Source organism: Shewanella sp. 492 (assembly GCF_059338445.1).
In genome coordinates this window covers 570,401-587,966 of sequence record NZ_CM181702.1, presented here as the reverse complement: position 1 = coordinate 587,966, position 17,566 = coordinate 570,401, and the positions used below count along the sequence as shown (strand labels likewise).

General features: G+C 45.5%; 15 protein-coding genes and 2 tRNA genes. 10 read left to right on the top strand and 7 right to left on the bottom strand.

Annotated features, from left to right (window positions below):
- Positions 1–72: 72 nt before the first annotated feature.
- The 3 genes from AC5YBX_RS02640 to AC5YBX_RS02630 all read right to left on the bottom strand — a co-directional run bounded on the left by AC5YBX_RS02640 (position 73) and on the right by AC5YBX_RS02630 (position 3,347).
- Complete coding sequence (locus AC5YBX_RS02640; protein ID WP_494524316.1) at positions 73–1,143, bottom strand: FapB/FapC family functional amyloid domain-containing protein; 1,071 nt, start codon at positions 1,141–1,143, stop codon at positions 73–75.
- A 24-nt stretch (positions 1,144–1,167) separates the two neighbouring features.
- Positions 1,168–1,821, bottom strand: a complete 654-nt coding sequence (locus AC5YBX_RS02635) for a FapB/FapC family functional amyloid domain-containing protein (protein ID WP_494524315.1) — start codon at positions 1,819–1,821, stop codon at positions 1,168–1,170.
- Between the two features lie 194 nt (positions 1,822–2,015).
- Positions 2,016–3,347: a sigma-54-dependent transcriptional regulator gene (locus AC5YBX_RS02630; protein WP_494524314.1), complete on the bottom strand. Its 1,332-nt coding sequence runs from the start codon at positions 3,345–3,347 to the stop codon at positions 2,016–2,018.
- A 404-nt stretch (positions 3,348–3,751) separates the two neighbouring features.
- Between AC5YBX_RS02630 and AC5YBX_RS02625 the strand changes: the two genes are divergently transcribed.
- The 9 genes from AC5YBX_RS02625 (at position 3,752) to AC5YBX_RS02585 (ending at position 14,264) form a co-directional block, all read left to right on the top strand.
- Positions 3,752–4,912 carry a PA0049 C-terminal domain-containing protein gene (locus AC5YBX_RS02625; protein WP_494524313.1) on the top strand — a complete coding sequence of 387 codons (1,161 nt, stop codon included), beginning with the start codon at positions 3,752–3,754 and terminating at the stop codon, positions 4,910–4,912.
- A gap of 57 nt (positions 4,913–4,969) precedes the next feature.
- Positions 4,970–5,530 carry a SprT family zinc-dependent metalloprotease gene (locus AC5YBX_RS02620; protein ID WP_494524312.1) on the top strand — a complete coding sequence of 187 codons (561 nt, stop codon included), beginning with the start codon at positions 4,970–4,972 and terminating at the stop codon, positions 5,528–5,530.
- Positions 5,531–5,780: 250 nt separating this feature from the next.
- Positions 5,781–6,494, top strand: a complete 714-nt coding sequence (locus AC5YBX_RS02615; protein ID WP_494524787.1) for an endonuclease — start codon at positions 5,781–5,783, stop codon at positions 6,492–6,494.
- A 3-nt stretch (positions 6,495–6,497) separates the two neighbouring features.
- On the top strand, positions 6,498–7,229 hold the full coding sequence (gene rsmE, locus AC5YBX_RS02610) for a 16S rRNA (uracil(1498)-N(3))-methyltransferase (RefSeq protein WP_494524311.1): 732 nt from the start codon (positions 6,498–6,500) through the stop codon (positions 7,227–7,229).
- A gap of 46 nt (positions 7,230–7,275) precedes the next feature.
- Positions 7,276–8,223 carry a glutathione synthase gene (gene gshB, locus AC5YBX_RS02605; protein WP_494524310.1) on the top strand — a complete coding sequence of 316 codons (948 nt, stop codon included), beginning with the start codon at positions 7,276–7,278 and terminating at the stop codon, positions 8,221–8,223.
- A gap of 12 nt (positions 8,224–8,235) precedes the next feature.
- Positions 8,236–9,669, top strand: coding sequence for an alkaline phosphatase (locus AC5YBX_RS02600; protein ID WP_494524309.1), 1,434 nt, complete (start codon positions 8,236–8,238; stop codon positions 9,667–9,669).
- 408 nt (positions 9,670–10,077) lie between these two features.
- Positions 10,078–11,103 carry a methyltransferase gene (locus AC5YBX_RS02595; RefSeq protein ID WP_494520102.1) on the top strand — a complete coding sequence of 342 codons (1,026 nt, stop codon included), beginning with the start codon at positions 10,078–10,080 and terminating at the stop codon, positions 11,101–11,103.
- 280 nt (positions 11,104–11,383) lie between these two features.
- A complete protein-coding gene (locus AC5YBX_RS02590) occupies positions 11,384–13,051 on the top strand; it encodes a flagellar assembly protein A (RefSeq protein WP_494524308.1) in 1,668 nt (555 codons plus the stop codon).
- Positions 13,052–13,223: 172 nt separating this feature from the next.
- Positions 13,224–14,264, top strand: coding sequence for a site-2 protease family protein (locus AC5YBX_RS02585; protein WP_494524786.1), 1,041 nt, complete (start codon positions 13,224–13,226; stop codon positions 14,262–14,264).
- Positions 14,265–14,390: 126 nt separating this feature from the next.
- Here AC5YBX_RS02585 and AC5YBX_RS02580 read toward each other — a convergent pair.
- Both AC5YBX_RS02580 and AC5YBX_RS02575 read right to left on the bottom strand, forming a co-directional pair.
- Positions 14,391–14,477 (bottom strand) — tRNA-Leu (locus AC5YBX_RS02580).
- Between the two features lie 66 nt (positions 14,478–14,543).
- Positions 14,544–14,628 (bottom strand) — tRNA-Leu (locus AC5YBX_RS02575).
- A gap of 315 nt (positions 14,629–14,943) precedes the next feature.
- Here AC5YBX_RS02575 and AC5YBX_RS02570 point away from each other — a divergent pair.
- Positions 14,944–15,072 (top strand): DUF3149 domain-containing protein, encoded by a 129-nt coding sequence (locus AC5YBX_RS02570; protein WP_110455829.1) that lies wholly within the window; start codon positions 14,944–14,946, stop codon positions 15,070–15,072.
- A gap of 82 nt (positions 15,073–15,154) precedes the next feature.
- Here AC5YBX_RS02570 and AC5YBX_RS02565 read toward each other — a convergent pair whose 3' ends face one another.
- The gene (locus tag AC5YBX_RS02565) at positions 15,155–15,766 is read right to left on the bottom strand and encodes a superinfection exclusion B family protein (RefSeq protein WP_494520103.1); all 612 of its coding nucleotides are present in this window, start codon (positions 15,764–15,766) and stop codon (positions 15,155–15,157) included.
- A gap of 468 nt (positions 15,767–16,234) precedes the next feature.
- On the bottom strand, positions 16,235–17,056 hold the full coding sequence (tcdA, locus tag AC5YBX_RS02560) for a tRNA cyclic N6-threonylcarbamoyladenosine(37) synthase TcdA (protein ID WP_494520104.1): 822 nt from the start codon (positions 17,054–17,056) through the stop codon (positions 16,235–16,237).
- Positions 17,057–17,566: the final 510 nt, after the last annotated feature.

Below are 17,566 nucleotides of genomic sequence, written 5' to 3'. Positions count from 1 at the left end.
TAGTTGTCCTTAGTGATGCAGCAGCTCAAAGCATCTTGAACCGCTGCGATACAAAAAGAATGCAGTGAATAATTATTGTTCAGAAAGGATCGCGCCTCCAGTCATGCTTGTAAGAGACAAGTTATTTGACTGCAGGTTACCATTACCCGATGCCATATTTACGCCAATATTACCTGACGCATTTTGGAAAGCACCACTCGCTATGGCCACTGTATTAGTGGTTTTCTGGGTGACGGTTTCAATAAAGAAAGGCAACTGACCAGACACTGTGCCGGCTAAAGTCTGCGTACCGGTCTCAGTGAAAGCATGGGTATCTCCGTCAGGGTTTTCACCGTCCATATCAATATGCCCCCACAAAAAGGCATCATCACCGTTGTCATGAGTACCATCATCTTGCCAAATCGTTGGATAGAATGGGCCATCTTGATCGATATTGCCATCATAAGTGCCCGTCGCCCCCATTGATAACGTCACATCTGCATACTCAACCGAATTCTGCACAACACTTTCATTCAAGGTCATATTATGACCTGAAACTTGGGTGTTTGAGACTGTCGCTTCACCTAAGCTACCCGTGTGTGCAGATGCCGCCATATTATTGGCTTGAACATTGTTAGCACCAGAGGCGATATTGACTCCTATGTTACCCGAAGCCCCACTGAATGCTGAGCCGCTAATGCTGGCACTATTGGTGGAGGCATAATTACCCGTTACATTAAAGGTGCCACGTTGGCTACTGAAAATTTCAGCATCGCCAGAACCAAATGCAAATGAGGCATCTATCGATGCAAGCGCAGCTGAATTCCCTTGCACATTATGATCGCCTGCCGCCTGGTTGACGCCAATATTACCGCTGGCATTACTAAAGGCGGAATCTGAAACTGAAGCGGCATTATCAACGTAAGAATTACCAACTAAATTAGCTCCGGTTTCTTGATTGTTCTCAATCACTGCCATACCTAGTCCGTTGACCCCAATATCACCTGAGATTTTAACTTTACCTTTATACTCAAGTTCTTTAGTGACACTCACTTCCTTTTTAAGCTCAACAGAACTATCTGAATCTGTTTCACCGTTAGCGAACGCATTGGCACTAATTGCTGCACTAATACACATTACTAAGGTTAATTTCTTCATTTTCATTTTCCATTTCTCCATTAGGATGATTTAATTCCCACTTGGTAACTGCAGCGAGAACTGATTTATGGCGGTGTTACCATCGCCAGAAATTTGGTTGATTTGCACTATGCCTTGCACATTTTCAAAGCTATCAGGCGCGATAAAAGACTGATGATTATCAAGATGACCCATAGGTAAGGCACTTAGGCTGGTCACGTTTTCAAGGGACTTATCATCCAATCCAAGACCGACAACCGCTTGGAGCCCAATGGCCCCAAGATTGGCTTGCATGTTTCCTTGTCCACTGACCTGATTGATACTGATCAATCCTTGGCTATTTTCGAACGCTAACTCTTCGATTGACGTTTGATTGATAGCGTCACCGTAAGTGCTGTCGGCTATGTAAGGGTTTTTCTGATGAGAAAGGATGACCACTTGCCCACCAATAGCGTGACTATTGGTTTGCAGGTTTATTTCACCTGCGGACTGATTAATTGCCACTCGGCCCTGAACATTAAAAAAAGCCTGAGGCGCAACAATAGCGATATTACTAGGCGAACTAAGGCTATAACTCTGATAGCCCCCATTTAAACTACCGTCGTTAGGGCTCTCCTTATCAGAGCCGTTACCATCGGCTGCAACGGTAAAGGCAATTGTGCCAAACAATAAACATAAACACCGTTGTCCATAACGTAGTCTCATTTAGCCCTCTTCATTTAAGATTAATCATCAGCGTTCAATGAATAAAGCAAACAACAGGCCAATAATTGAAAAGATAAATATCAAGAACTTATATTTTTCATAATAAAAACAATCTCAATATTAAGACAAAAAAATAACAAGACCTTGATCTTGTTATTTTTCAAAATTGATTATCGAGTCTTAATTATGAGACATTAAGAATCGATTGCATAAATGTCATGCTTATCAATTAGGCGGTATAGTGTCGCTCTTGATATTTGCAGGTCATTTGCGACAACATCCATTTTTCCACTGTGTTTTTCCATCACTTGGATAAGCGTATTCTTTTCCACTTCATCTTTAATTTTCTTCAATCCTCTAGCAAAACAATCACTATTCATTGAATTATCAAGCTCTAAATCAGAGGCTTGTATAATTCCAGTTTCGCATAGTAATACCGCCCGACGAATACGATTGATTAATTCACGCACATTACCTGTCCACTGGTGCTCTAACATAGCGACTTTAGCTTGCTCGCTAAAATGACAAACTCCTACAGCATACTCTGAGGCATATTTATGACAAAAGTGCTCCGCAAGCGAGATAATATCCTCCTTGCGATCACGCAGCGCTGGCAACTCAAGCGTTAGTCCATTTAACCGATAAAACAGATCTAAACGAAACTCACCGCGTTTAATCGCTGCGTCTAAATCGATATGTGTTGCAGCCACAATTCGTACATCGACAGAGGTTGGCTTACTGCCACCGACAGCGTCAAAAGTGCCTTCCTGTAAAAAACGCAGCAGATTAACCTGCTGATCTAATGGTAAGTCACCCACTTCATCTAAAAATAGCGTGCCGCCATGGGCTTGGCTGATCTTACCTTTATGGCGATTCACTGCGCCTGTAAAGGCCCCTTTTTCATGGCCAAATAACTCAGATTGCACTACACCTGAAATTAATGAGCCACAATTAACCGCCACAAATGCCCCTGATGCTCGCTGGGATTTTTGATGAATATCTCTTGCGATCAGCTCTTTACCCGTGCCACTTTCCCCACGGATCAGAATAGGGATGTCGGTTGGTGCCGCACGATAAATTTGCTTACCCAAGGCCTTCATTATCCGTGAGCACATGATGGTTTTGGGCTGCAACAGCTTTGCACTATCGGCTTGAGTCGCACACCTTAAGCGCATTCTAATCAAGCCTAATGCATGCCCTAGAATGCGAGCCAATCGCTCTAACTCAAATGGTGCAGTATGATAATCCCAAGCATATTGAGCAATAAGCATTTGAATATCATCAACTTGAAGTTGCTCCTTTTCAACCATCATCAACACTAAAGTATTTTTATTTAATCGATTCAAAATCAATTCAGCCCAAGCAATTTTATCCCCGCCCCTTAAGTCGAGTAGTAATATATCGGTATTAATGCTAAAGCTTTGTAAATTTTCAGCCACATAAAACTCTGAATAAATATCGTACTTTTTTAAACCACGACATAACACATCGTCATAATCATGACCGATAATGCTAAGACATCTCATATCGAAACTCCCTTTAAGGGCCACAACCCTATGACCACTCCTTATTAAACGAGTGTTTAGATAATTAACTTTTTCTATCAAAGTTAATTATCGATATAACCATAACAAAACGATTTCACGCATAATTTAGAGTAAGAAAGTATAGTAATAAAAAACCGATTAGACGGAGCGAGCGATTAAATTATTCGTCATCCATCTGCTATATAATAGCCACCTACTTGAAAAAGCTAACTAAAACGAGTGATTGTTATTTACTTTATCCATTATCAGCGTCAAGTTTAGGCAACTTTCCATCACCACTATTCTGGTGCATACTGAAGCCCAAAAATACGCCCCATGTTGGTGCTTAGTCACCTGATATTGCGTATGTTTACCGTACAGTTAACAATTGAAAGGATATGGCAATGACTCACTTGCGCTCGGCACTGTTATGTACTCTGCTTGCAACCCACATTATCGCTTTGCCCGTAGCTGCTAAAACGGATATTGAAGAGGCGCGATTACCCAAAGCGAGTGCTGCCATGCCGAATGTGGTCAACCGATATCAGGCGATGGTAGAGGATTTACAACAAAAATTTCGGCGTCAATCAGATGAGTTGGTGATGACCCAAATGGTCGCTCGTCAAGGCGAGCGCTTATGGCAGCAAGCAGTCAGAGACGTACAATCTGGCGGTCAAGATGATAGGCCACTCTACTGGAGTCGCCTAGCAATGAAAATTCAGTTAAAACAACATCAGCCTGCATTTAACATTGCCCCTTGGCAGCGCACCATATTACTCAATGCTGTTGAGAAATCCTCACGTGGTTTTAGCGATATCAACTTCAATAAGCAAAGCCAAATCCGCATATTATTAACTGGCTTCGACCCCTTCTTTCTCGATCGCAATATTGACCAAAGTAACCCTTCGGGCTTAGCCGCTTTAGCTCTCGATGGCTACAGTTTCACGGTTAATGGCAAGCAAGCTCAAATTGAGACCGTCATGATACCAGTTAGATTTGCCGACTTTGACCAAGGGATCATTGAATCACTGCTCACACCGATTTATCGCGATAATAGCGTCGATGCCATTGTTACCGTCAGCATGGGTCGAGAGAACTTCGATTTAGAACGCTTTCCAGGCCGTAACCGCAGTGCCGACGCTCCCGACAACCTCAACGTCCTGACCGGAGCCACACCAACCGCACCTAAAGCACCATTACTAGAGGGCAACACCTTAAACGGCCCAGAATTTGTTGAATTTTCACTGCCTGTGGGTGCGATGCAAAACATCGAAAAACAATGGCCTATTAATGACAATCGCACTGTGGCCACTTTGGCAAGAGGGACTTTTAGCGCCGATTCATTGCTGGAGCTGCAAAACGCTACTTCGGTTGAGGGTTCCGGCGGCGGTTATCTCTCCAATGAGATCTCCTACCGTGCAGTGCTCTTAGGGCTGCAATTTAATAGTGGCATTAAGGTTGGCCATATACACACCCCGCGCGTCAGCCGCTACGACGCCGCCACCGAGATGGCTATTGTCAACCAGATAACCACTATGGTCGAAGCCGCAGCAACTCGGTTATAATCAGCACACTCAACAGCGCCCCGACAATCAAATAGGGGCGCAAATATAAGATGTTAGATGTATCAACGTATTAAAAGACTGATTAATAAAGCTATGATGCTCAAGGCTCCCTTATCACCTGCTGTAACACCATTGCCACAGACAGACAACCAAGCACGAATACTGGCCCAAGTTGACCTTTGTTATCAACAGGCTGAGCATCAATTACAGCGCCGATTCCCTCGCCCACAAGTTAACTTTAAACTCAGGGGTAAAAGCGCTGGCACAGCGCATTTACAACTCAATAAATTGAGATTTAATGCCGTTTTACTCGAAGAAAATCCAGAGGCGTTTTTAACTCAAGTCGTCCCCCATGAGGTATGTCACCTGCTCGCCCACCAGCTTTATGGTCGAGTCAAACCCCACGGCATTGAGTGGCAAACCCTGATGATAACCCTGTTTAAGCTGACTCCGAGTACGACTCACAGCTTAGATACCCGCTCAGTACAAGGAAAAACCTTCGCTTATCAATGTGCTTGTGGTCCGATAGCTTTGAGTGTTCGCCGCCATAATAAAGTCATGCGAGAGCAAACTCACTATCGCTGCCGACGCTGCAAACAGACCCTCACCTTAGCATAGCCAGCCACGAGGTAGCATACCTACTCGACAGTTGGACTAAGAGGCAACCAACACCTGTTCATCTCGCCCCTTGCTTAAGCTGCGTCCCATCCCGTAAAATCGGCACCAAACGGCCAAAGTGCTGTTAGTAAGCTTGCCCAGACCGCTTTCGTGTTAATCGCCACGGTGTCTACGCAAGCTTTGTTATCTTTTTTAGGGATTAAATGTGTTAAAGAATATCTATACTCGGCGCCTTGTGGCGCTGAGGGCAATGGCGTTGCTGGCATTATCGCTGGCGTCGGCCAATACACTTGCCTCGCACCCCACGAGTTTTAACCAAGCCAAAAACATTGCGCGCACGATTTACAGCCAAGACCTTAACACCACTAGCTTTTATTGCGGCTGCGACATCACCATCAATGGCAAGTTGTGGCAACCGGACTTTAATCGCTGCGGTTATCAGGTGCGCAAGCAACAAAAGCGCGCCAGCAGAATTGAATGGGAGCACATAGTCCCTGCTTGGGAGTTTGGTCATCAACGCCAATGTTGGCAACAAGGTGGCCGTAAATATTGCGGCAAAAGCGATAACCTGTTTAAAAAAATGGAAAGTGACCTGCATAATTTGGTGCCCGCTATCGGCGAAGTCAATGGCGATCGCAGCAACTACCGCTTTAGCCAGTGGAATGCTACGCCTGAGCAGTATGGTCAATGTGCCATGGTCGTCGATTTCAAGTCTCGTAAAGTGGAACCACCACCCCATACCCGTGGACAGATCGCGCGCACTTACCTTTATATGCAGCAAACTTACGGCTTACAAATTGCCAAAAGTCAGCTAAAGCTATTTAAAGCATGGGATAAAACCTATCCAGTTGATACTATTGAGTGCCGACGCGATAACGCCATTGCCACACGTCAGGGCAACCATAACCCATTTGTGCAAAGCCAGTGTCAGCAACAAGCCAAGATACAGCAAACTGCGGAGTAGCAGATGAGAATACCCAGAATTTACCAAGCAGGCTCCTTAGACCTAGCCTCTAGCGTCATGCTCGATGCTGAAGCGGCTGGGCATGTAGGCCGCGTACTACGAATGGGCCCAGGTGAACAGCTTGAACTGTTCAATGGTGATGGTCACAATTATGTCGCCGAGATCGTCAGTGCCAGTAAGAAAAATGTCGAAGTGAAGGTCTTAACTAAAACGGTTAACGACAATGAATCACCACTGCACCTGCATCTTGGGCAAGTGATCTCCCGCGGCGATAGGATGGACTTCACCATACAAAAGTCAGTTGAACTGGGCGTGAATACCATTACACCGCTATTTTCAGAGCGTTGCGGCGTTAAATTAGCGGGTGAACGCTTAGAGAAAAAGATTCAACAATGGCAGAAAATTGTGATCAGTGCTTGCGAGCAGTCAGGCCGTAGCGTGGTCCCCATCGTACGCCCCGCCATGGCATTAGCAGACTGGAGCCATGAAAGCAGCACCGCCATTAAGCTCAATTTACATCCAAGAGCCTCGCACGGTATCAAAGGCTTAGCACTGAATACCACGCGTGTACGCCTGCTGATTGGTCCCGAAGGCGGACTGTCGGAGCAGGAGATCGCGATGACGGAACAAGATAATTTTACTGATGTACTGCTAGGCCCACGAGTACTGCGCACCGAAACCGCAGCCTTAACCGCCATTAGTGCACTACAACTTAATTTCGGCGACTTGGGCTAACCCACTCGCCATAACGAATGCGTCACAATTGAATAAGGAAAGAGAGATGATTAAGCTTGGCATCGTGATGGACCCCATCAGCGACATCAACATCAAGAAAGACTCTAGTTTCGCCATGCTGATGGCGGCCCAATCTCGAGGTTATCAGCTGTTCTATATGGAGATGCATGATCTTGCCATGGTCAATGGCGACGCCATGGCGACTATGCGCCCATTAACAGTGCAGCAAGATGAGCAAAACTGGTATCAGTTAGGTGACGCCGTCGACACCCCAATGGCTGAGCTCGATGTCATCTTAATGCGCAAAGATCCGCCGTTTGATACTGAATTCATCTACGCCACTTATATGCTGGAGCGCGCCGAAGAGCAAGGCGTGTTAATCGTCAACAAACCGCAAAGCTTGCGTGATGCCAATGAGAAACTGTTTACCGCTTGGTTTAGCGAGTTTACTCCAGAAACCATAGTCACGCGCGATGCTGCGCGTATTCGTGCTTTTTATCAACAAAAAGGCGATATCATCTTAAAGCCATTGGATGGTATGGGTGGGAGCTCGATTTTCCGCGTGAAGCAAAACGATCCTAACCTTGGGGTGATCATCGAAACCTTAACTAACCATGGTCAGCAATATGCCATGGCACAAGCCTTTATCCCGGATATCACCTCGGGTGACAAACGGATCTTAGTAGTCGATGGCCAACCTGTGCCCTATAGCTTGGCGCGGATCCCACAAAATGGGGAAACCCGTGGCAACTTAGCGGCTGGCGGTAGAGGCGTGGCGCAGCCTTTGTCTGCAAGCGATTGGGCCATTGCCAATGCGATTGGCCCTGAGTTGAAAAAACGTGGACTGATCTTCGTCGGTTTAGATGTGATTGGCGACAAACTAACCGAAATTAATGTCACTAGCCCAACCTGTATTAAAGAGATCCAGGCAGCCTATGACGTCGATATTACCGGCATGTTGATGGACGCTATCGAAGCCCGTATAAAGTCATAATCTGGAGCCATGATGAAGTTATCAACGCTTATAGCCACCTGCTCACTTGCTACAGTGCTGCTGCACAGCAGCGTGATAAGTGCTAATCCATTATCGCCAGAGGCGGCCCCTAGCCGTCCCAAAAATATCGTGATCATGGTGGGTGATGGTATGGGGCCCGCTTATACCAGCGCCTACCGTTATTATCAGGATAACCCTAGCACTCAAGAGGTTGAGCAGACGGTGTTCGATCGTCTCGCCATCGGCAATGCCAGTACTTATCCGGCAGCGGTTAGCGGCGTAGTAACCGATTCCGCCGCAGCCGCCACCGCACTGGCGACTGGGGTCAAAAGTTATAATGGCGCCGTGTCGGTCGATACCGATAAGCAACCGATAGCGACCATCATGGAGCTAGCTAAAAAACGCCATATGAGTACTGGTGTAGCGGTCACCTCACAAATCAATCACGCCACTCCCGCGGCTTTTTTAAGCCATAATGAGAGTCGCCGTAACTACGAAGCATTAGCCAAAAGCTACCTCAATACCGATGCCGATGTCATGCTCGGTGGTGGGCAAAAGTATTTCCCCGCCGCGCTGATTAAAGAGTTTGAGGCCAAGGGTTATCATTATCTTGCCGATTTCAGCCAGCTATCACAGGTGACGCAACCTAAGGTTATCGGGCTCTTTGCCGAGGTGCAATTGCCTTGGGCGATTGATGAGCCAGATGCCAACCGCCTTAGTGAGATGACCAGTAAAGCCCTTGAATTACTCTCAACTAACCAGCAAGGTTTTGTCTTATTAGTCGAAGGTAGCCTTATCGACTGGGCCGGCCATAACAAGGATATTGCAAGCGCAATGGCGGAGATGCATGAATTTGCCAAAGCCATCGAGGTGGTTGAGCAGTACATTCGTCACCACAACGACACCTTGTTAGTGGTGACGGCTGATCACAACACGGGCGGATTATCGATAGGTGCCAATGGCGACTATCGCTGGGACAGCCAAGTATTGCGTAACATCAGTGCCAACCCTGCGACGATTGCCACCGAAGCGATAGCCGCCGATGACTGGCGCACCGTGGTTGAAAGTCGCTTAGGTTTATCACTGAATGAGCCTGAAACACGCCAACTGGCCAACGCTCGAATGCAAGGACACAAGGTGCTCGATAACGCCATTAAACGCCTTATCGATACCCGCTCTAACACTGGCTGGACAACCGATGGCCATACTGGCATGGATGTGCAAGTCTTTGCCACAGGCCCTGCGGCTACGATATTTGCTGGGCATCAAGATAATACTGATATTGCCAACAAAATAATAAGCCTATTACCCAAGGTGATGCCAGCTCAGCAATCGCATACTCAAGACGCCCCAAAAGCGGCGGTGATAACGCCAGCAACCGTAGAGGACAAAGTGCAATCACCAACACAAAAGCCTAACGCCGCTAACGTCACACTCGTCCAGTAACAGGCACTTACCACAGCGTGATTAGTCCCTAATGTGCTTAACTTTTCAGTTTAAGTTGGCAAAATACATGAGGGGCTTAAGTGCTGAACTTAGTTTTGACCTATAGGCGTTGGCGACTTCACTCTGGCGTGCTGTATGGTTAAAGCTGCACGCCAGATGCGCTTAACATTAGCTAGTGATGATGAATCGTCACCTTCAATTTATGCTCCAAGCACAATATAAAGATGATGGTGAAGCTGTAAGATGTGAAGCGTTAACACATGGCGTCTCCAGACTAAAAAGAGACTTAACTCCATATAATTAATAGGTTAGCCAAAAATCAGCTCAGCAGCAGAATAAAATGATTATTTATAATCTCTGCCCATGGGATATAATCCCTGCAAATTTTCCCTATGATATTGGTTATTCGTGCTATCTAATCCATCACAACTGATCGTAAGAAACAGTCATCTACTTGAATCAAAAGATGTTTTACTGCTCAACATCGAAGGCGACTTATTAGCAAAAGAGCTACTGAGCGTCGCGAATAAGGTCAGCACCTTAGCACTGGATTTCAACCACCATTTACCACTATTACCCTACGGCTCTGAGCGGCTACAACTGAATTTTGGCCATCAAATGACCAATGATGAGCGATTCGATTGTGTCGTGCTGTTTTATCCTAAGTCTAAAAGCTTAGCGCCCTACCTACTGAATTTAGCCGGTCTGCACCTTAAACCAGGTGGGCAACTGCTGGTAGTGGGTGAAAATAAGGGTGGAGTGCGCTCACTAACTAAACAGCTACCAAACTACTTTGATGCAGTTAGCAAACTGGATAACGCTCGCCACTGTTTGTTATTTAGCGCCGAGCTAATAGAAGCCGCACCGCAAATGAATCTCAATGACTGGGTCAGCCGCTATACACTCGATACTCCACAAGGCGCATTAACCATCTGTAATTTGGTGGGAGTATTTAGCGAAAAACGTTTAGATGAAGGCACGAAGTTACTGCTTGAACATTTGCCGAAACTCTCGGGTAGAGTGCTCGATTTTGGCTGCGGCGCCGGCGTGATTAGCGCCGCCTTACTCAAAGCAGACCCCGCTATCACAATGGAGTGTGTCGATATTAACGCCATGGCACTAGCCTCATGTGAGCTGACGCTCGCGGCCAATAATATGACCGCTAAAATCTATCCATCAGACGGCTTAGCACAAACCCAGGGGCAATTTGACGCGATTATCTCTAACCCGCCGTTTCATGATGGCTTACATCGCACCACGAATATCGCCACCCAATTTGTACAAGATAGCGCACAAAAACTCACTCGCGGTGGACAATGGCATATCGTCGCCAATCGCCACCTGCCCTATAGTGAGGCTATCGCTGGCACTTTTAAGGGCGTCAATGTCAGCGCTGAAAACAATAAGTACAAGGTTTACTCGCAACGCAAATGACCTATTGTTAACGCTAGGATGAAGAGATTAGCTAGCCGCCCCCCTGTCGCCTAGCTTTTTTCACTGTAGCCCACTGGCGGAAAAGTGAATTCAACCGCCCCCCATCAAGCCTTAACACCCACTGCTGTTATCATGGCGTATTGATAAATAATTTAATGATTTAATTTGATTAGTATTGCGAGACCCAGCTCAACACTTAGCAAATTAAGGCTTCATTGGCTAAACTTTATGCTGTTATACTCGAGTGACTAATAATAAGAGTCAACTTGTGGAAACACTTATGCTGTCCCCTGAACTAATCGAACTAAGCAGTGATGGTACATTAGCTCAACTCAAAGTGACCCCGGCTATCCACGGCCCCATTTCCGTCGAGATGATTAACCAACTACTTTCGTTGAGCGAATTTTGTCAGCTATATCCACTGAAACCTGTTATCGATAAAGCCGTCATACAAGTCAACCAACTTATCGATCAAGATGACGGCCACAGCCCCCAACTGTTTAACATTGCAGAGCGCCGTGATGGCAAGCTTGAATTTAAGCTTGCCGAAGACAAGATGAGCGCTGCAATGACCCTCACCGCAGCATGGGGTGGCAAGGAGATCAGCTTGCCCAATATTCTTAACGCATTAAAGCAACAAGCTATCTGTCTGGGGTTAAGCAAGTTAAAAATTCAATCAGCACTGCAGCAATTAACCCAGCTGCGTCCGGGTGAGCAGTGCACCGAAGTGATAGCCCACGGCAAAGCAGCAATTAACGGTGTCCACGCCAGCATTGAACGTAAAGTGCCCCTGGCGAGAGAACGTTTACTGCAGCCACAAAAGCGCGAAGATGGCACCGTCGATATGCGCAATCTCGGTGAGGTCATCATGGTCAAACCGAATGACGTTTTAATGATTAAAACACCTGCAACTCATGGCTCTGAGGGTTATAAAGTCAACGGCGAAAAGCTCACCCCAGTGATAGGCAAAGATATAAAAATGGTCGCTGGCAATGGAACTCACTTCTTAAGAGATTGCCACAACACGCTTATCGCCAGTAAAGCTGGCCAGCCTGTCGAAACCACTAACGGCATGCAGGTTGACGATGTACTGCAAATAAAAGATGTCGATATCGGTTATGGTAATGTCGATTTTAAAGGCAGCATCTTAATCACAGGTGACGTCCATGAAGGAATGGTCGTTAAAAGCAGTGGCGATATTACCGTCATGGGCTTTGTCGATTCGGCCCACCTTATTGCGCAAGGGGATATCACCGTCAGTAAAGGGGTGATCGGCCGCCAGCTAAAAGATGAGCGACTGTCGACCACTTTAGAGGCGAAGGGGCAGATCTCGGCACAATTTGTACAGTATTCAAATGTTACGGCCGACAAAGATATCCTGATCACCAAACAACTGCTGCACAGTCACACCGAAACTCAATCTCGGCTCACCGTCAGTGATGCCAATGGTCGTCGAGGCGATTTAGTTGGTGGCATAGCCAAAGCGAATAAAGGCATCAAGGCGGTGATCATCGGTGCCACCGCGGGCACCAAAACAGAAACCTATTGCGCCATGCACTTAGGTGAGCTGAAAGAGGCATTAAAACAGCTGGATCAAGGTATCAAACAGATGGTGGTCGCTAGGCTCAATATTGAGTCAAGGTTAAACAAGTTGCCACCAAAAGCCAGTTGGCAAGATGATGAGTTGATGGTTGAACAAGTCAAAGGAATGCTCGAAGAGAAACATCGTATTACCGCCGAATGCGCCCGTGAGGAGGTGGAATACACCTTACTGCAACGAGAAGTGGAAGATTATTATCAGCAATATCGGATCGAAGCCAGTAAACATATTTTTGCCAATGTTGAGCTGCATATAGGCCCAGCTCACCAGCGAACCCAGCGCGAACATGGCCCCTGCATTGTGAACAATCATAATCATGAGATCAGCTTCGACTATAGCCGTCATTGACCAGTGTCATCTCTGTCTCAATATTCTCAGGTATAACTTAGTGTTATACCTGTTTCATATTTAGCATATTTACAGGCATAATTCGCCCATATGATGCCCAATCAACAAGAGATATGACGTGGAACTCCTTAAGATAGACTGTTTAGGTAAAGAGCTAAGATTAGAGGGCTCAATGGCGGGCTGGCAACAACTGTATTGGGGCGGACAATTAGTGTCGGCGCTACCGGCATCTGCCAATAATGAGGGCTTAAAACAGCATCAGTTTGAACTAAAAAATCCATTAGTTGATGGCCAGCCGAGCATCATAATCACCCTATCTATTGACCTAGCATGGCAACCTTTTCATTTAGAATACAGCCTATTAAAAGACGATGACATCATCACTCAAGGCAGCCGTAACAGCAAAGACATAGAACAACAAACACCGGTACAACCGATAGCAGCCAAGCCACAATTTAGCTGGGTTGGTTTAGGCTCATTGGGATTTAAGTTATTTAAGAGTGCCAAGGTGATCAAGGTGGTACTTGCTGGTGCCAGTGTGGCCGCATACTCTTGGCTCTTTTCGCTGCAATTTGCTTTAGCGCTTATCGCCTGCTTAGTGTTTCATGAATATGGTCATATCCGCGCCATGCAATATTTCGGTATGAAAACAAAAGGGATTTACCTTATCCCTTTCATGGGCGGCTTGGCGCTTAGTGACGAAAAAATCAATACCCGTTGGCAAGATGTGGTGATCTCTATCATGGGGCCCACCTTCGGCCTATTGATGTCGCTGGCGGCATTATTGGCTTACTGGGCCACTGGCAATATCTTTTTTGCCGGATTAGCCACCTTTAACGCACTACTAAACCTATTTAACCTATTGCCAATTTTACCCTTAGATGGCGGCCATATTCTTAAAAGCATCAGTTTTTCGATGAATAGTACGCTGGGGCTTATGGCCTGTATCGCTGGCGCCGCAGTGGGTGTGTTTATCAGCTATACACTAGGGTTAGCACTACTGGGTTTCTTACTCTTAATCGGCAGCATGGAGATAGTGTTTGAATGGAAAACGCGTCATCAGAGTCATCTATTGCCATTAGACAGATACGGACAACTCTTCTCGGCGATTTGGTATCTGCTAACGGTTGGGGCCTTGGTAGCTATCATCTGGTATTTCGCGGGTAGCGGCGACGACATGCTCGGCCTGCCATTGAAAATACTACAAAGTTAAGCCACTGAAATCGGCAATAAGAAAGTAGGCCTAGCCCTGCTTTCTTATGCATGGCCATGATAAGAGCAAATTACAGGCATAAAAAAACCTGCTAAAAAGCAGGCAAGTGTCTCTCATCAAGCGATTTGGTACAGATGGCGAGACTTGAACTCGCACGGCCGTTAGGCCACTAGCACCTGAAGCTAGCGTGTCTACCAATTCCACCACATCTGCAATGTCATCGACAAAAAAACCTGCTATAGAGCAGGTTAATTATCTCTCTATGAGAGTATTTGATAATGGTACCGAAGGACGGACTTGAACCGTCACTCCCGAAGGAAACGGATTTTGAATCCGTCGTGTCTACCAATTCCACCACTCCGGCTTATCAAATAGACTTTGCTAAACAACATCTCCTTAGCAAGTGAACAGAATTATACCTTCGCTTTAGCCAATGGCAAGTCTTTTGAACACGATTAATTATCGAATGAGCAAATTTCACTCGCCTGGGAAGTGGATAAACCCAACATCAACCTTGCGAATAAATAACAACACGATCACCAGCACAGATTTAACCAAATTAATGCAGATCAGAAACGCTTTGGCATCATTAATTGATCAAGATCAGCATACTGCATATCTAATAGCGCTAATTTAGCTGTGACATCTTTATAAACATCTGCGAAAGAGGACTTCTCAAATGGCATTTTGGTTAGATTTAATGTTCGGTAACCCCATTGGTTTAATGTCTATGTTAGTTATCTTCACCACCATTGGAATAATGTCATACATCATGTGGCTGTTTATATCGAAGTCAAAACCAGAATAGATAGGGTCTTTTAAGGCTCAGTGTTAATACACATTTCTAATGCAAAGGGGGCTTACGCCCCCTCTTTTTATCTCAACATCACTCAAGCAGCGTGTTTGCGGCTTGGCACCATACTATGAATAAAGTGCGGTCTAGCTTTCATCAACAACTGGATCTGCTCTTGATTAGGCTCACCTTGCGGCAAGCGTAGAACTTGACGATTAAGGTGACTCCTTGCTGCCATTGAGATTTTATAATCGGCAGTGGGCCCTTGAATTGCATAATGTTTCTTATTACCTAAATACTCTAAAATATTACTCTCGAGTAAGCTTTTTACTGCCGCCTCATTTTCAGGCAGGGTCAAAATGGTTTCACCTTGTAAGAAAAACTCGCGCAGTAATGCCCGCTCCGTCGGATCGAGTAACAGCACCTTCTTTTCAATGACTTCAAGGGTGCGCTTCCCTTTGAGGTGTGTAATCGCCTCGTCGATAAAGTAGTTCGCGACTTTCATCAACAGATAAGCCATACCAAGCAGCAGCCCTAATCCAATAATATGTGCGTGCTGATTAACCAACCCTTCTAACTTAAGCGTACTAATCACCGATAGCGGCGCGAACATCAAAGCCGCACTAACTAATGTCAGCCATAGGATTAAGTTAAACATCACTTGCTTTGGCGTTGCATGTTTAAAAAGAGTTAAATTCAACTTTTCCATTGTATTATCCAGTGTCAAAAAATCTGCAGTAGTTAAATAATGCAAATTAGATACCAAAAATGAGTTGAATTACGCCTAAGATAAAATAAAGGTAACTCACTAAAAATAGACTGGTTTCAACGCTATATTACGTAATGTAGCGAGAGCCTAAAAGAGATGTACTTTATCGGCTTTATATGAAGTGTATGCGATGGTGAGCGAAATAGAACGCCGTTGGATCTGAGCTTATCTATCATTTATAGAGATCTATAGCTCAAAGACAAATGCCTTATCCCTTTAAGCAGCTCAACTAGCAACCCAAGGGTCAATCATTAAAGGCGAATCGCACAATGGGATGCCATTGGCATCGATAGGCGCTCTTAATCGCCATCATTTGAGCCAATATACTGACAGTCGCAGTTAAACCAGTTTGCTTGCGTCACCACTAACTAACACCGACCAGTCACTTATCAGCTCATATTGCAGGCTTTACTTGTTATAAGCTTTAGCCGCAAGCTTGCTCAGCACTCTACTGACGGCGACAAAACCAAAGGTGCCAGTCACTACCGTTACTGCACCAAAACCTGATGCGCAGTCCATACGCATACTACCTTCGGCCGTCGCCTTGGTATTACAAACGCTACCATCACCTTGAGGATAAACCAATTGCTCAGTCGAGAACACGGCTTCAATACTAAAGCGCCGCTGCAGGTTTTTGGAAAAATGGTACTCACGGCGCAGTATATTTCTGACTTTAGCCAGCAAGGGATCTTGGTAGGTCTTTGCTAAATCAGTTACCTGTATTTGAGTGGGGTCCGTTTGCCCTCCCGCACCACCGACTGTAACGATGGGGAGTTTTTGCCGCTTGCACCAAGCAATAAGCGCCGCCTTAGGTTTTACCGCATCAATACAATCGATGACGTAATCGAGCGAGCCACCGGCCTTTTTACCGTTAAAATACTCAGCAAGATTATCGAGAGTGATGAAGTCTTCCACCTCATTAACTCGACACTCAGGGTTTATCTGCCGAATACGCTCTGCCATCACCGCAACCTTAGACTCACCAACAGTCTCTTTTAGTGCATGCAACTGTCTGTTGGTATTAGTCACGCAGATATCATCGAGATCGATTAAGGTAATTTCACCTATACCGCTGCGTGCTAATGACTCTGCAGCCCAGGTGCCTACCCCACCAATTCCCACCACTGCCACATGGGACTGTGCAAACAGGGTTAATGCCTTAGCACCATAAAGGCGACCTATGCCGGCGAATCGATTTAAGTATGCATCTGTATGTGTTGGCAAGCTCAAGCTGTACTCCAAAATAGAGATTAAAAAACGTGTCGATTTTATCCTAAACCCTAGCAAAGCGAAAACGAAACCCGTGCAATATACGCTGAGTTAACCTTAACTCAATGCAGGCGATTAACCTTATATTTACTACGTACACAGCCAAAACTCTTACTCACCATGTATTACATGGTGCCTTTTCAACCGCATTTATTCGACTTGATACTAAGAAAAACACACTTTGTTGATCAAAATACAACTGTTCAACAGAATTATCACACCACTAGGCTGCATTACTCTGTAAATAAACTACAATGTTAGCTGCTACTTATTCAGAAAAACTTAATTAACCTTGTTAATTAGTCGCTTGAGTGTGTCAGCAGGAGAACAAATGCGGCTTACGCCTAGCGATTACTTTTTACACAAGATGAGCAAATTGTTTGCAAAACTTGACTAAAAAGCTTTCTCAATCGATAAAAGTTTGATCTAAGCCACAATTTTAAAACCACAAAAAGGTACACTGCAGACCAT

Coding starts and splice junctions, on each gene's coding strand:
- AC5YBX_RS02640 (WP_494524316.1), bottom strand. CDS start 1,143: ATGAAAATGAAGAAATTAACCTTAGTAATGTGTATTAGTGCAGCAATT.
- AC5YBX_RS02635 (WP_494524315.1), bottom strand. CDS start 1,821: ATGAGACTACGTTATGGACAACGGTGTTTATGTTTATTGTTTGGCACA.
- AC5YBX_RS02630 (WP_494524314.1), bottom strand. CDS start 3,347: ATGAGATGTCTTAGCATTATCGGTCATGATTATGACGATGTGTTATGT.
- AC5YBX_RS02625 (WP_494524313.1), top strand. CDS start 3,752: ATGACTCACTTGCGCTCGGCACTGTTATGTACTCTGCTTGCAACCCAC.
- AC5YBX_RS02620 (WP_494524312.1), top strand. CDS start 4,970: ATGTATCAACGTATTAAAAGACTGATTAATAAAGCTATGATGCTCAAG.
- AC5YBX_RS02615 (WP_494524787.1), top strand. CDS start 5,781: ATGGCGTTGCTGGCATTATCGCTGGCGTCGGCCAATACACTTGCCTCG.
- rsmE (WP_494524311.1), top strand. CDS start 6,498: ATGAGAATACCCAGAATTTACCAAGCAGGCTCCTTAGACCTAGCCTCT.
- gshB (WP_494524310.1), top strand. CDS start 7,276: ATGATTAAGCTTGGCATCGTGATGGACCCCATCAGCGACATCAACATC.
- AC5YBX_RS02600 (WP_494524309.1), top strand. CDS start 8,236: ATGAAGTTATCAACGCTTATAGCCACCTGCTCACTTGCTACAGTGCTG.
- AC5YBX_RS02590 (WP_494524308.1), top strand. CDS start 11,384: ATGCTGTCCCCTGAACTAATCGAACTAAGCAGTGATGGTACATTAGCT.
- AC5YBX_RS02585 (WP_494524786.1), top strand. CDS start 13,224: ATGGCGGGCTGGCAACAACTGTATTGGGGCGGACAATTAGTGTCGGCG.
- AC5YBX_RS02570 (WP_110455829.1), top strand. CDS start 14,944: ATGGCATTTTGGTTAGATTTAATGTTCGGTAACCCCATTGGTTTAATG.
- AC5YBX_RS02565 (WP_494520103.1), bottom strand. CDS start 15,766: ATGGAAAAGTTGAATTTAACTCTTTTTAAACATGCAACGCCAAAGCAA.